Origin of the sequence: Pseudoxanthomonas yeongjuensis (assembly GCF_010093345.1) — a bacterium.
GTDB classification, from domain to species: Bacteria; Pseudomonadota; Gammaproteobacteria; order Xanthomonadales; family Xanthomonadaceae; genus Pseudoxanthomonas_A; species Pseudoxanthomonas_A yeongjuensis.
Map to the genome: position 1 here is coordinate 38231 of NZ_PDWT01000001.1, position 13169 is coordinate 51399.

General features: G+C 65.9%; 13 protein-coding genes and 1 riboswitch. Of the genes, 5 read left to right on the plus strand and 8 right to left on the minus strand.

Translation table 11 applies throughout. The features are described 5' to 3' along the window. Window positions 1–116: riboswitch (glycine riboswitch) on the minus strand. A gap of 530 nt (window positions 117–646) precedes the next feature. Genes CSC74_RS00160 through CSC74_RS00170 form a run of 3 tightly spaced genes read left to right on the plus strand, consistent with a single transcriptional unit; the run spans window position 647 to window position 2810 of the window. Further along, a complete protein-coding gene (locus CSC74_RS00160) occupies window positions 647–1105 on the plus strand; it encodes a VOC family protein (protein ID WP_162312418.1) in 459 nt (152 codons plus the stop codon). Then, window positions 1102–2346, plus strand: coding sequence for a multidrug effflux MFS transporter (locus CSC74_RS00165; RefSeq protein ID WP_162312419.1), 1245 nt, complete (start codon window positions 1102–1104; stop codon window positions 2344–2346). Before CSC74_RS00160 ends, CSC74_RS00165 begins: the two co-directional genes overlap by 4 nt. A 59-nt stretch (window positions 2347–2405) precedes the next feature. Further along, complete coding sequence (locus CSC74_RS00170; RefSeq protein WP_162312420.1) at window positions 2406–2810, plus strand: hypothetical protein; 405 nt, start codon at window positions 2406–2408, stop codon at window positions 2808–2810. Window positions 2811–3122: 312 nt separating this feature from the next. On the opposite strand, the gene CSC74_RS00175 is transcribed toward CSC74_RS00170, so the two are convergent. The 8 genes from CSC74_RS00175 to CSC74_RS00210 all read right to left on the minus strand — a co-directional run bounded on the left by CSC74_RS00175 (window position 3123) and on the right by CSC74_RS00210 (window position 11103). After that, the gene (locus CSC74_RS00175; RefSeq protein ID WP_162312421.1) at window positions 3123–4673 is read right to left on the minus strand and encodes a trypsin-like serine peptidase; all 1551 of its coding nucleotides are present in this window, start codon (window positions 4671–4673) and stop codon (window positions 3123–3125) included. Between the two features lie 161 nt (window positions 4674–4834). Continuing rightward, a complete protein-coding gene (locus CSC74_RS00180; protein ID WP_162312422.1) occupies window positions 4835–6919 on the minus strand; it encodes a M2 family metallopeptidase in 2085 nt (694 codons plus the stop codon). Window positions 6920–6961: 42 nt separating this feature from the next. After that, window positions 6962–7657: a YrbL family protein gene (locus CSC74_RS00185; RefSeq protein WP_162312423.1), complete on the minus strand. Its 696-nt coding sequence runs from the start codon at window positions 7655–7657 to the stop codon at window positions 6962–6964. A 251-nt stretch (window positions 7658–7908) separates the two neighbouring features. Further along, window positions 7909–8391 (minus strand): hypothetical protein, encoded by a 483-nt coding sequence (locus tag CSC74_RS00190; protein WP_162312424.1) that lies wholly within the window; start codon window positions 8389–8391, stop codon window positions 7909–7911. A 96-nt stretch (window positions 8392–8487) separates the two neighbouring features. Then, the gene (minE, locus tag CSC74_RS00195; protein ID WP_162312425.1) at window positions 8488–8742 is read right to left on the minus strand and encodes a cell division topological specificity factor MinE; all 255 of its coding nucleotides are present in this window, start codon (window positions 8740–8742) and stop codon (window positions 8488–8490) included. Between the two features lie 2 nt (window positions 8743–8744). After that, a complete protein-coding gene (gene minD / locus CSC74_RS00200) occupies window positions 8745–9554 on the minus strand; it encodes a septum site-determining protein MinD (protein WP_162312426.1) in 810 nt (269 codons plus the stop codon). Window positions 9555–9682: 128 nt separating this feature from the next. Beyond that, entirely contained in the window at window positions 9683–10474 is a 792-nt protein-coding gene (gene minC, locus CSC74_RS00205; protein ID WP_162312427.1) for a septum site-determining protein MinC, read from the minus strand. A 2-nt stretch (window positions 10475–10476) separates the two neighbouring features. Next, window positions 10477–11103 (minus strand): GNAT family N-acetyltransferase, encoded by a 627-nt coding sequence (locus CSC74_RS00210; protein ID WP_162312428.1) that lies wholly within the window; start codon window positions 11101–11103, stop codon window positions 10477–10479. A 147-nt stretch (window positions 11104–11250) separates the two neighbouring features. Here CSC74_RS00210 and CSC74_RS00215 point away from each other — a divergent pair, with 147 nt between their 5' ends. Both CSC74_RS00215 and CSC74_RS00220 read left to right on the plus strand, forming a co-directional pair. Further along, a complete protein-coding gene (locus CSC74_RS00215; RefSeq protein ID WP_162312429.1) occupies window positions 11251–12471 on the plus strand; it encodes a sensor histidine kinase in 1221 nt (406 codons plus the stop codon). Then, window positions 12468–13109 carry a response regulator gene (locus CSC74_RS00220; RefSeq protein WP_162312430.1) on the plus strand — a complete coding sequence of 214 codons (642 nt, stop codon included), beginning with the start codon at window positions 12468–12470 and terminating at the stop codon, window positions 13107–13109. Before CSC74_RS00215 ends, CSC74_RS00220 begins: the two co-directional genes overlap by 4 nt. The last annotated feature ends 60 nt before the right edge of the window (window positions 13110–13169 follow it).

The window sequence follows — 13169 nt, forward strand, 5'->3', positions numbered from 1 at the left end:
GGGCGCCCCTCTGTCCTTTTGCCTGAGAGTTTGGAAGCGTGCCGAGGTTGCGGCATGGATCGCGCTTCTTGCCCCTTCGGCGCCGGCATTCTGCCGATCTCTCCAGAGTGTGTGCACGCGGCGGTCACTAGCCTGAGCGATTACGGGCGTTGCGCCTTCGGCAGCGGGCCAATGCCTCCTGGAGGCCGGCCCGCTTCTTCCACTGCGTGCTGCGGGGGAATTATAGCCTGTGGGGGAGAGTCCTTCTCCCCTTGTGGCGCCCGCAGAGCCTGCCCCGTACTTGATACGGGGGTGTGCAGAGCTGAGAAGGGCTTGTCCCCGCGAAGGCGGAGGTGCCCGATGAGCCTGCCCCCGAGTGCTCTAGTCGGGGGCGGATGAGGGGCGCAGGGCGTGGCCTGGCCCTCTCCCTGCTTCGCTGCGCGAAGCTGTCCCTCTCCCACAAGGGGAGAGGGTGCAAAAGAGGCGTCCTTCTCCCCTTGTGGGAGAAGAGCCTGTCCCCGCGAAGGTGGAGGTGCCCGAAGAGCTTGCTCCCGAGTGTCTGATCGGGGGCGGATGAGGGGTGCCGGACGAGGTCCGGCAGGCGAATTTCGCCAGCCATGATCATTGTCCCCGTAACATGGCGGGCGCTCCCCTCCCTCCGGTTCCAATGAACAAACCTCCCTTCCAGTTGCAGCGCATCGACCACGTGGTATTGCGCGTCCGCGATCTCGCCGCCATGCAGGCCTTCTATTGCGGGGTGCTGGGTTGCACGGTGGAGCGACGCCAGGACGGGATCGGGCTGCTGCAGCTGCGCGCGGGGGATTCGCTGATCGACCTGGTTCCGGTCGACGGCAAGCTGGGCCGCATGGGCGGGGCCGCACCAGGCGCGGAAGGACGCAACCTCGATCACCTGTGCCTGAGCGTGGCGCCGTTCGAGCTCGACGCGATCCTCGCTCATCTGCAAGCCCATGGCGTGCGCATCGGCGAATTCGGCTCGCGTTATGGCGCCGAAGGCGAAGGCCCTTCGCAATACCTGTCCGATCCCGAAGGCAACGTCATCGAGTTGAAGGGGCCGCCTGCGAAAGTCGCGCCGATCGAACGCGCCGGCAGGATCGATCCAGCATGAGCGCCTCCGTGTCGACTCGCCGCCTGACCTGGTTGCTGGCCGGCCTGTCGATGATCGGCCCGTTCTGCATCGACACCATCTTCCCGGCGTTCCTGCAGATGGGTGCGCAACTGGACGCCGGACCGCTGGCGATCCAGCAGACCATCAGCGTCTACCTGATCGCCTATGCGGCGATGAGCATCGTCCACGGGCCGCTGTCCGATGCGATCGGCCGGCGTTCGGTGATCGTCGGCGGCATGGTGGTTTTCACCCTGGCCTCGGTCGGCTGCGCGTTGTCGAAGGACCTGCCGACGTTGCTCGCGTTCCGTGCGGTCCAGGGCCTGTCCGCCGGCGCCGGGCAGATCGTCGGGCGCGCGGCGATCCGCGACCTGTTCCATGGCGACGATGCGCAGCGGCTTATGAGCCAGGTCTCGATGCTGTTCGGCATCGCCCCGGCGATCGCGCCGATCGTCGGCGGCTGGATCCTGGGCTGGGGTGAGTGGCCGGTGATCTTCTGGTTCCTGACCGCGTTCTCGGCGGTGCTGCTGCTGGCCACCTGGCTGTGGTTCCCGGAAACCAATCCGCCCGCCGCGCGCATGCCGCTGGTCGCGCGCAGCCTGGTGCGGGACTACGCGGCGATTTTCATGAACCCGCGCTTCCAGCGGCTGGCGGCTGCGGGCTCGTTCAATTTCGCCGGCATGTTCCTGTACATCGCCTCGGCGCCGGTGTTCGTGATGCAGCACCTGCATCTGGGCGAAGGCGATTTCGCCTGGCTGTTCATTCCCACCATCGGCGGCATGGTGACCGGTTCGTACCTGTCGGGACGCGCGGCCGGACGCATGAGCGGCGACCGCTCGACTTCGATCGGATTCATGATCGGCGGGATCGGTGCGGTGCTGCATATCGCCTACGCCGCGTTCGCGGACCCGTTCACCATTCCATGGGCGGTGTTGCCGCTGTTCCTGACCGGCGTGGGCGTGGCCCTGGTGTTCCCGATCCTGACCCTCGCCATCCTCGACATGTATCCGCGCCAGCGCGGTTCGGCGTCGTCGCTGCAGGCCTTCACCAGCCTGGTGGTGGCCGCGCTGGTGTCGGGGGCGATGTCGCCCTGGCTGAGCCACGATCCGTTGCACCTGGCCCTGGGCAGCGCGGCGCTGACCTTGCTGGGCTGGATGTTCTGGCGCTGGGAGCGCAATGTCTGCAGGCGGCTGCCGGCGACGCCGTCCGAAGTGGCCGTGGTGGAATCGCCCAACCAGCTTTAGATGCGGGCGACAGTTCCCCCAGCAGGTTTTTCTTCCTTCCGATCATCGCAAGCGAGCGCATGTCCATCAATTCCAAAATCCGTCGCGAGGCGAAGAAGCGCAACACCGCCAAGGCTGGCGCCAGGGAAGCGGGCGATGTTCCGATCGAGCCGCATGCGGAATTGCGCGACCAGTCGGGCCGGTTGCTGGCCGGCATCGTCCGCCGCGAGGGCGAATGGGTGCTGGGCATGGACGGCCAGATCGCCGGCAGCACGGACAGCGCGGCGCACGTATTGGCGATGATCCGCCGCGCCGCGGCGCTGCACGAAGCGCAGGGCACCCCGGTGCGCCTTACCTGGTCGGATGCGTTGAAGGACGCGGCGCAGGCGGAGGTTGCGGAGCGGGGCATGAGTTTCGAGGAATTCGAAGCGCAACTGGAGCAATCCATGGCGGCGGCGAAGGCCCGGACGGATGACGCGCGCTGAAAGAGCGTGCGATGCGCATGAGAAAGGCCAGCATTGCCGGCCTTTTCCTTGATGCTTCGCGGAAATCCGTGCGCTGACGCCGGGCGCGCCGGATGTCCCTTGAGTATGATTGCGCGGGCGTAGGAGCGACGTAAGTCGCGACCGTCCTCCGCGCGGGAAAGGCCAGGAGCAGGACCCACGCGCGACATGGCGGTGGATCGGCGAATGCCGGATCAAGAGAGAGGATTACGGTAGCGACTTACGTCGCTCCTACGTCCGCTTTCTTCTCCCCGCAAGCGCGGAGAGGGGCGCAATCGAGTGCAGCTCGTGCGATCAGGGTTCGTAGATTCTCGTCCTCGCGCGGATCAGCGCTGAATCCTTGCGGGCAGGCAATGCAGCCGCCGTCGGCGCGATTGCCGCGGACTTGCCTGGGACGCGCGGCTGCGAGCCGTTGACCCGGATGCGTGTCGACGTCGCGGGCGCCAGCCACTGGCTGATATGCGGGAACACCACGTCGAAGCGCGAGTAGTAGTCGCGGTTATCCGGATCCGTGATCGAACCGCTGTTGCTGCACATCGCGTCGCCGCCATACAGACCGCCACGCAGGTGATAGCCCGTGGCATCGGCGGTGAACAGGCCCGAGCCGCTGCTGCCGCCCTCGGTGGTGCCGCTGAGCCAGGCCACCGCGTTCTGGTAGGCATCGACCGAGACTTGCGTGCCGGAAGAGACCTTCTTCACGTCTCCCATCGGGTGGTGGATGCCGATGATGTTGCTGGAGCCGGCCAGTGGCGCAGAATCCCAGCCGGCGAACTCCGCTCCTGCCGGTGGCGTGTTGTTGAGGCGCAGCAGCAGGCCGTCGGTGCCATTGGGGATGCTGTCGCTCGTATCGGGGTCGGAATACAGGTAGGTGGCGCCGCCTGCGAGCTGGACCTTGGCCGCCACGATCCCGCTGCGGCAAGCGGTGGCTTCGTACTTCCAGAAAGTATTGAGGGTGGAGGCGACCGTCTGGTTGTCGATGCAATGGTTGGCGGAATAGAAGTAGGGGATCTGCGAGGTGCTCACCGTGTCGGCCAGCAGCGTACCCGTGCAAATGTATGTCCCTTCGCCCGCTATGACGAACTGCATGTGGGCGACGGCGTTCTTGGCGCTGACGAAATCCGCACCGAGTTCGCCTACGCGACAGGCAGTATCGACATTGCAGCTTTCGGACTCGCCGATCTTCTCGATGATCTTGAAATCGTTGAGGCTGTTGGCTAGCAGGTGCGACAGCTGCGGCGCCTGCAGCCTGGTGCCGGCGCGGGACGCGCCCCTGGGCAGGTAGACCTCGATGAACTGGGTCTCGCCATCGGTACTGGGGGTCCAGAAGATGTGTTTGGGATCGGCGAGCTGGCGGATTTCCACTCCGCTCATTGCCGCGACCACGCGTGAAGGTTCGGTGGAGCCGGCGAAACGCAATTCGGCACGCGGATCGAGCGCATCGACCTGCAAGCCGACGCGCAGAGCAAGGGCTACCGGGGAGCGTATCTCGACGCGGGCGATGGAACTGCCATCCTTTTGCGAGATCCAGTTCAGCGGTGGCAGAGAAGCAGTCATGCCTTCATCCGCGGCATTGCGGTTGATGCCGATCTGCACCGGTTTCATCCGGCGCGTGGCGTTGTTCTGCTGCACTTTCAGGATCCGCGCCGCCGACATTTCCCGGTACTGCATGCGCGACACCCGCGCAGCGGGAAAACCGGTGGCCCGCCAGGCCGGCGCCACCATTACAGGTGCGGCCTTGCTGCGCTCGCTCGGCACACGTTGCGCCGCGGAAGCGGAGGGAACAAAGGAAAGCAGCGAGCCGGCAAGCAGGCAGGCGCTCAAGGAAAAATGGTGAAGCGACTTCATGTGCAGGTTCCTTCCGATGGAGACGATAGGTGGGGCGGGATCAGGCAACGAATCGGGCTGGAAGACGAATTGCTTCCGGCATTGGCAATGTAGCAGCTGGCCCGATCGGCAAAAAGGCCGGCTTTCGCCGGCCTTTTTGCTTGTTCCACAGCCTGGCCTGTTCAGGGCTTGGCGACAGGCGCCGGCGCTGCAGCCGGCACCTGCCAGCCGCAGGTCTTGCCTTCGTTCTGTTGCTTCAGCCAGTCCTGCAGCGGGGCGAAGTATTCCAGTACCGGGCCGGCGTCGGCCTTGTCGCTGCCGGTGAGTTCCTTCAGCGTGGCCTGCCATGGTTGGCTGGAGCCTTTTTCCAGCATCGCCCAGAACTTCTGTCCGGCGACCTTGTTGCCGTAGAACGTGCAGTCGTACAGCGGGCCCTTGTAGCCGGAGGCGTCGCACAATCCCTTGTAGAACTGGAACTGCAGGATGTGCGAAAGGAAATAGCGCGTGTACGGCGTGTTGCCCGGCACGTGGTACTTGGCGCCCGGATCGAAGAAGTCCTCGCCGCGCGGCGTGATCGCGGCCACGCCCTGGTATTTCGCCTTCAGTTCCCACCAGGCCTGGTTGTAGTGGTCGGGCTTGATCGAACCGTCGAACACGCCCCAGCGCCAGCGGTCGATCATCAGGCCGAACGGCAGGAACGAGACCTTGGCCAGGGCCATGCGCATCTGCGAATTGATCAACGCCTCGTCGCCCTGTTGCGGCGTGCCGACCAGACCGATCGAGTTGAGGTACTTCGGGGTCATCGCCAGGACCATGGTGTCGCCGATGGCTTCGTGGAAGCCGTCGTTGGCGCCGCCCTGGAACAAAGGCGGCAGTTTGTTGTAGGCCAGGTAGTAATAGACGTGGCCGAGCTCGTGGTAGATCGTGGTGAAGTCTTCCTCGTTCGGCTTGATGCACATCTTGGTGCGCACGTCGCCGGCCAGGTTCATGTCCCAGGCGCTGGCGTGGCAGACCACGTTGCGGTCCAGCGGCTTGATGAACTGGGTCTTGTCCCAGTAGCTCGCGGGCAGCTTGGGCATGCCCAGCGAAGTGTAGAAATCCTGCGCGCGTCCGGCCATCGACTTGGCCATCGCCGTGTCGGCATTGCGCCGGATCGTGGCGACGCGGGCGATGGCTTCGTCGTAGGCGCGCCGGTTGAGGGCGTCGCGCTCGGCCGCGTCGGGCGCATGGCCAAGGTCCTTGAGCAATTGCCCATAGCCCTTGGTCCGCGCATCCTCGAACGGATCCAGCGTATCCAGCCCGGCGGCCTTGACCAGGGTTTCGTATTCCTGGTTGCTCTGCTTCTCCAGCGCGCCGGTGACGTCCAGGCTGCCGGCGTCCTTGTACGGCTCCAGCATGTCCCACAGATTGCCCCAGTCCTGCTGCCACATGTTGCCCATCAGGTGCGCGGGCAACAGGCCGTCGACCTGGCCCTTGTCCTGGCCGTATTGCGCTTCCAGCTTGGTCCGCGTGTAGCAATGCAGTTGCTCGTACAGCGGCTTGACCTGGCCCCACAGGCGGTCGGTTTCCGCGGCGATCTCGACCGGGGTCATGTCGTAGCCGCTGCGCCACATCTCGCCGGTGTCGGCGTAGCCCATCTCCCGGGCGCCTTCGTTGACCAGTTCGGCGAAGCGCGTGTAGTCGGCGCGCATGGGTCTGGAAATGGTGTGCCAGCCCTGCCAGGCATCGAGCTGCTTGTCGTAGTCGCGACTGCTGCGCAACACGTCCTCGAGTTCGCCCAGCTGCCGGCACTGCCTGGCGTCGCCTTCGCCGCTGCAGTATTCGCCGGCGCCGTACATGCCTTCCATGCGCGTGGAGATACGCGTCAGCTCCGCCAGCTTGGCCGGGTCCTTGGGCGCGGGCATGGAAGTCTGCAGCTTGAGCAGGTGGATCGCGCGCGCGGTCGCCGGGGTCATCTTCTGGCCCTCGAACTTCTTCGCCTGCTCGATCCAGCCGTTGAGCTGGGTCAGGTAGCGTTCGTTGGCCTTGGCCGCCAGCCTCTGGGTGTCGTCGTTGATGTAGGTCGAGGACAGCCACTGCGCCGAGGAGATTTCCGGATAGGACTCGCGCAGTTCCTCGTTGACACGGGCGATGAACTGGTCGGCGTTCTCGCCCTCCGGCGCCGTTTGCGCGCTTCCAGCGGATTCGCCCGGCTCCTTCTTGCAGGCGGCCAGTGCGATCACGCAGGCGCCGATGGCGAGCGCAAGCAGGAGTTGACGTTGCTTCACGGGAAATCCTTGGCAGGCGCATCGAGCGCTGGAAACCGAAGGCTAGTGGGACGGCGGGCGTCCTGCAAGCTCGACGGGGCCGGCCGACGCATCGGCGATGCGCTGCCGCAGGCGTTGCGCGCGGCGCTGGATCTTGCGTTGCATCAGCCGCCGCGACCAGCGCGAGAAGGGCAGGATTTCCTTGCCGCTCAACACCGACTTGGCGTCGATGCAGACCAGCGCGAGCGCATCGCCGCGCGGAACGACGACGAAATTGCCGGCGTTGAGGTCGAACAGGGGAATGCCGTTCTCGAGCAGCCAGGCTTCGAAGGCATCCACCGCGGCGCACAGCTTTGCGGCTGGCAGGCGCGGGCCTTCGAACAGGTGCCGGTACAGGCTGCGGGCCGGGCTGCCATCGGCCAGCAACACGCAATCGCAACGCAATGCCGTGCCGTGCCTGGTTGCCACGAGGCCATGGCAGGCGGCCAGGTAGCCGTCGGTGCGTTCGGCCAGGCGCGCGCGCAACCTGCGGTAGGCGCGCAGTTCGGTCCGGTTCTCGCCGAAGCGCGGGACATGGCGCCCCAGCCAGCGACGCATCCGCTGGCGAAGGCCGACCTGGGTGCGTTCGCCGGGCGGCAGTTCGAACTTCAGGCAGTGCGCTGGATCCTGCGGATCGCGCGCGCACAGGCGGTTGGCGCCGCGGGAAACGATCTCGAGGCCATGCCAGTCGTTCTCGTCGCTGCGGATGTGCGGGCCCATGCGGACAAGTCTGCCTGAGAAAACTGCCGCCAAGGTACGGGATGGGAAATCCGCAACCGCACCGCATCGATGAATCGTCGTCCCTGCGGAAGCGGGGATCCAGTGCCTTTGCTGGCGACAGGTCGGTGGAGAAGATCGAAGTCGCTGGATCCCCGCTTCCGCGGGGACGACGACCCAAGGATGGTCAAGGCTGGCGGTTCAATATCGGATCCGGGTCGATCCCCGTGGCTATCCCTGCCTGCGCCGCGCAATCAATCCTCCAGCAATCCCCGTCCCGCCAACCACGCCCGCGCGTCTTCCGCATCCTGCTCGAACCACGCCCGCGTGCTTCCCAGGCGGAATGAATAACCCCAGGCGTCCATGTCCTCCATCAGCCGGCCGCTGCCGACGCCGGGCAATCCGTCGGCGAGCACGATCTGCAGGTAGCAGGTCGCGTCTTCCTCGATGTCGGAATCGCTGGCGTCGGTGTGCACCAGCGCGCGGCGTTCGGGCGGCAGCACGATCAGGTGGCAGGCTTCGTGCAGTAGCGAATGCACCGGCGTGTCGTTGCGCGCGTAGACGGTGCTTCCGATCACGCCGGCCTCGGGGTCGCCCCAGAAGCTGCCGGGGATGGGTGCGTCGTCGTCCACGCGTTGCAGTTCCAATGCATGGCTGGTGAGCAGCGCTGCGAGCACCGGCCATGCGATGTCGCGAACACACAGGACATCAGGTTCGGGAACAACGGGAGCGGACATCGCGATCATCCGTAGGAGCGCCCCTTGGGCGCGATGCTCTTGTTGCGGTCGTGCGGAAAAGCATCGCGGGCAAGGCCCGCTCCTACGCCATGGGAGTCAGGCGGCGCCTTCCTGCAGCGACACCGAGATGTCCAGCACGTCGTGTTCGCCTTCCTTGATCAGTTTCACGTTGACCGCGTCGGCATCGACGTTGACGTATTTCTTGATCACTTCCAGCAATTCGCGCTGCAGCATCGGCAGGTAATCCGGTCCGCCGCGGGTGGTGCGTTCCTGGGCGACGATGATGCGCAGGCGGTCGCGGGCGATGGAGGCGGTTTCTTTCTTCGGCTTGAGGAAATCGAACAGTCCCATGCTCAACCTCCGAACAGCTTGCTGAAGAAACCTTTCTTGTCGACGGTGGTGAAGCGCAGCGGGCGTTCTTCGCCCAGCAGCCTGCCCACCGCGTCGTCGTAGGCCTGGCCGGCGATCGATTCCAGTTCCAGGATCACCGGTTCGCCCTTGTTGGAAGCGTTGAGCACGTCGCCCGATTCCGGGATCACGCCCAGGGTCTTCAGGCCCAGCACCTCCTCCACGTCCTTGATGCTGAGCATCTCGCCGCTTTCCACGCGCGACGGGCTGTAGCGGGTCAGCAGCAGGTGCGGCTTGAGGGTTTCGCCGTTCTCGGCCTTGCGGGTCTTGGAGTCGAGCAGGCCCAGGATGCGGTCGGAGTCGCGCACGCTGGAGACTTCCGGATTGACCACGACCACGGCGGTGTCGGCGAAATACATGGCCAGGTAGGCGCCTTTCTCGATGCCGGCCGGCGAATCGCAGACGACGAAATCGAAACCGTCGGCCTCCAGGTCCTTCAGCACTTTTTCCACGCCTTCGCGGGTCAGCGCGTCCTTGTCGCGGGTCTGCGACGCGGCCAGGATGAACAGCGTGTCGAAGCGCTTGTCCTTGATCAGCGCCTGCTTCAGCGTGGCCTCGCCCTGGGTGACGTTGACGAAGTCGTACACGACGCGGCGCTCGCAGCCCATGATCAGGTCGAGATTGCGCAAGCCGACGTCGAAGTCGATGACCGCGACCTTCTTGCCGCGACGCGCCAGGCCGCAGGCGATGCTGGCGCTGGTGGTGGTCTTGCCTACGCCGCCCTTGCCGGACGTGACTACGATGATTTCAGCCAATGTTGTTCTCCTTGTTTGTACTTATTTTGTGAGAAGTGGGGGAGAGGAGTGAGCGGAGAGGAGTGAGAAGTGAGCGAAGGCAGGGTGCGACGGTTACCTCACTCCTCTCCGCTCACTCCTCGCTCCGTTCATTCCTGCAATGCGATTTTGAGTTCGTCTTTGTCGAGCCAGACCTGCACGGACTTGCCGCGCAGTTCCTTGGGTACGTCTTCCAGCACTTTGTAGTGGCCGGCGATCGCCACGAGTTCGGCATGGAACTCGCGGCAGAAGATGCGCGCGTCCGTGTTGCCCTGGGCACCGGCCAGCGCGCGGCCGCGCAAGGTGCCGTAGATATGGATGGAGCCGTCGGAAATGACCTCGGCACCGGCACCGACCGTGTTCAGCACGGTGAGGTCGCGGTTTTCCGCATACAGCTGCTGGCCGGAGCGGACCGGGGTCTTCTGCACCAGGCCCGGACTGCTGGCGGCGCCAGCAGCCTGCGCCTTCGCTGCTTTTGCAGGAGCGGCTTCAGCCGCGACGCTTTCGCGACGGTCGGCCGGGGCTGAAGCCCCTCCCGCAGGTGCGGCGGTGGCGACCGGCTCGTATTGCGCGCGGAACTTGGCCAGCAGCGGCAGCCTCAGCTGCTCCGCGAGCTGCTCGGTTTCGCGCGTGCCGTAGGACAGGCCGACCGGAAGGACGCCGGCGCCGCGCAGTCCATCCAGCAGCGCCTGGGCGGTGGCGACGTCCGGCATCCGCGCCAGGCCACCGAAATCGATGATCACCGGCGCCCGCCCGAACAGCTTGGGCGCGCGCTCGACGCGTTCGCGCATCTCCCGCGAGAGCTGTTCGACGTCGAGGGTCCGCACGCGCAGGTTGGCGATGCCGACCTGGCCGATCTTGAGCTCGCCGGCCTGTTCGTAATCCAGGTTCGCTGAAGTCATGCTCATGCCCCGGCCGGCCCTGCTCCAGCCGAGTATGTTCCGGTCGACCGTTCCGACAGGTCTGCGGCGAGGGCGCGGCTGCGGGTCCACGGCAGGTCGGGCAGGGCGTCGCCGTAGGTCTCGTGCACCCACGGGTAGCTGCACAACTCCTTCATCAGCATGCTGGCGCGCACGCCGGCATCGGCCATCTGGTTCTGGCCCACTTCCTTGAAGCCGAAGCTGCCATGGAACAGCAGGGCGGGGTCGGCGCCGTGGTCCAGGAACACTTCGCAGGCCAGCTGCGGGTACCTGAGCTCGGCGTAGCTCTGCACGTCGGCGTAGAAGGCGCGGCCGACGCCGCCGCCGCGGCGGCGGCTGGCGACCACGATGCGGTCGATGTAGAAGAACCGCGGGTAGCGTTCGCGGAACCAGGCGAAATTGCTGCTGTCGTGGTCGGCGTCGGCGCCGAAGCCGACCAGGAACCCGGCCAGGTTGCCGTCGCGCTCGGCGACGCGGAAGTATTCGGCCTGCTCGTAGAAACGATGCACCCGGGCCGAATCCAGCGGCAGGATCGCCAGTCCGGCGTTGTTGTTCAGGGCTAGGACGGAATCCAGCTCGTGCTCGCGCACGTCGCGGATGACAATCGACATTCAACTCGCTCCGGGGGAGATGGTACGGGTGGCCGCGAGCCACCGGCGCGGATTATCGCATGGGTGGCGGGATGCGGGGCGGCCGGGTCGGCGACTGCATGACTTTTGGTCGGGGTGCGAACGGGGCATTCGGCCTAAGATGCGCGCATGTGGTCACGCCTCAGTCATACCCGCCTCCTGCGCTCGGCCGGCCTCTACACGTGGGCGCTGGTGGGCATTCCCATCATCGGCAACGCGTGGTTCCTGCCGCCTTCCAGCGGCGTCGACGAGCAGGGCATCAACGTGCCCATGGCGGTCGCGGCCTACCTGGCCTTCGGCATTTCCTACTGGCTGGCGACCCGTTCCCTGGCCACCTACCGGGCCAGCACTCCCTCGTCCTGGAACATCGCCCTGCTGGTGGTCCTGACCTCGGCGGCGGTGGCGGTGGGCCTGTACACCAAGACCGGCCTCGGCGCCCTGCTGATGCTGATCGTCGCCGGGGTCCTGCCGTGGCTGTTGCACGTGCGCGTCGCCGTGGCCTGGCTGGTGGTGGCGCATGTGTTCCTGGTGCCCTCGTTCATGGCGTTGGGGGAATTCAACCTGTGGGAAGCCATCTTCCAGGCGTCGTTCTACGTGGGCTTCGCGGTTTTCGTGCTGGTCACGGCCTACGTGGCGCGCGAACAGGCGGCCGCCCGCGATGAACAGCGCCGTCTGAATGCCGAACTGCGCGCCACCCGGGTGCTGTTGGCCGAAAGCGCGCGGGTCAACGAGCGCACGCGCATTTCCCGCGAGCTGCACGACCTGCTGGGCCATCACCTGACCGCGCTGAGCCTGAACCTGGAGGTCGCCGGGCACATGACCGAAGGCCGCGCCCAGGAGCACGTCAAGCAGGCCCATACCCTGGCCCGGCTGCTGTTGACCGACGTGCGCGAGGTGGTCAGCCAGCTGCGCGAGGGCGATGCCATCGACCTGGGCGCGGCCCTGCTGCTGCTGACCGAGCGCGTCCCCAGTCTGGACATCCACATGGACATCCAGGAGCCGTTGACCCTGGACGATGCCGAGCGTGCGCACGTATTGCTGCGTTCCACCCAGGAAATCATCACCAACACGGTCCGCCACGCCGGTGCACGCAACCTGTGGATCCGATGCCGGCGTGAAGCCGGCGTGATCGCCATCGACGCCCGCGACGACGGCAATGGCGCCGAAACCGTGATCGCCGGCAACGGCCTGCGCGGCATGCGCGAGAGGCTGCGCCAGCATGGTGGCAACATGACCATCGAATCGCGGGCCGGCCATGGTTTCCGCCTGTGCCTGCAATTGCCGGTCGGGGTCGCCGACCCGCTGGTCCTGCAACCCCGTCCCGAACCCACTCCAGAAGGTGCCGCATGATCCGAGTCTGCCTGGTCGACGACCAAACCCTGGTGCGGCAGGGCATCCGCTCGCTGCTGGCGCTCGACGACGGCATCGAGGTGGTGGGCGAGGCCGCGGATGGCAAGCAGGCGGTGGAACTGGTTCCCCAGCTCAAGCCGGACGTGGTCCTGATGGACATGCGCATGCCGGTGATGTCCGGGCTGGAGGCGCTGCAGGCGCTGGCCGCGCTCAACCAGTTGCCGCCAGCGATCATCCTGACCACCTTCGACGACGACCAGCTGGTGCTGGCCGGACTCAAGGCCGGGGCCAAGGGCTATCTGCTGAAGGACGTGTCGCTGGAGCAACTGGTGGGCGCGATCAGGACCGTGGCTTCCGGCGGCTCGCTGGTCCAGCCGGCGGTCACCCAGCGCCTGCTGTCGGGGCTGGAGCACATGCGCAACGATTTCGTCAGCCTGGACCGCCCGGATCCGTTGACCGACCGGGAAACCGAGATCCTGCGGCTGATGGCCAGCGGCTTTTCCAACAAGGAGATCGCCAACTCGCTGGGCGTGGCCGAGGGCACCATCAAGAACCACGTTTCCAACATCCTGTCCAAGCTCGGCGTGCGCGATCGCACCCGGGCGGTGCTCAAGGCCTTCGAGTTGCAGCTGGTTTGAGCAGCTGGTTTGAATAGGGCGGGCTCAAGCCCGCCGCCATGGAATCTGGCGACATGCGCC

What these genes read in the sequence shown, in the direction of transcription:
- CSC74_RS00170 (WP_162312420.1), top strand. Translation starts at nt 2,406, where the DNA reads ATGTCCATCAATTCCAAAATCCGTCGCGAGGCGAAGAAGCGCAACACC.
- CSC74_RS00215 (WP_162312429.1), top strand. Translation starts at nt 11,251, where the DNA reads ATGTGGTCACGCCTCAGTCATACCCGCCTCCTGCGCTCGGCCGGCCTC.
- CSC74_RS00160 (WP_162312418.1), top strand. Translation starts at nt 647, where the DNA reads ATGAACAAACCTCCCTTCCAGTTGCAGCGCATCGACCACGTGGTATTG.
- CSC74_RS00165 (WP_162312419.1), top strand. Translation starts at nt 1,102, where the DNA reads ATGAGCGCCTCCGTGTCGACTCGCCGCCTGACCTGGTTGCTGGCCGGC.
- minE (WP_162312425.1), bottom strand. Translation starts at nt 8,742, where the DNA reads ATGGGACTGTTCGATTTCCTCAAGCCGAAGAAAGAAACCGCCTCCATC.
- CSC74_RS00210 (WP_162312428.1), bottom strand. Translation starts at nt 11,103, where the DNA reads ATGTCGATTGTCATCCGCGACGTGCGCGAGCACGAGCTGGATTCCGTC.
- CSC74_RS00220 (WP_162312430.1), top strand. Translation starts at nt 12,468, where the DNA reads ATGATCCGAGTCTGCCTGGTCGACGACCAAACCCTGGTGCGGCAGGGC.
- CSC74_RS00190 (WP_162312424.1), bottom strand. Translation starts at nt 8,391, where the DNA reads ATGTCCGCTCCCGTTGTTCCCGAACCTGATGTCCTGTGTGTTCGCGAC.
- minC (WP_162312427.1), bottom strand. Translation starts at nt 10,474, where the DNA reads ATGACTTCAGCGAACCTGGATTACGAACAGGCCGGCGAGCTCAAGATC.
- CSC74_RS00185 (WP_162312423.1), bottom strand. Translation starts at nt 7,657, where the DNA reads ATGGGCCCGCACATCCGCAGCGACGAGAACGACTGGCATGGCCTCGAG.
- CSC74_RS00175 (WP_162312421.1), bottom strand. Translation starts at nt 4,673, where the DNA reads ATGAAGTCGCTTCACCATTTTTCCTTGAGCGCCTGCCTGCTTGCCGGC.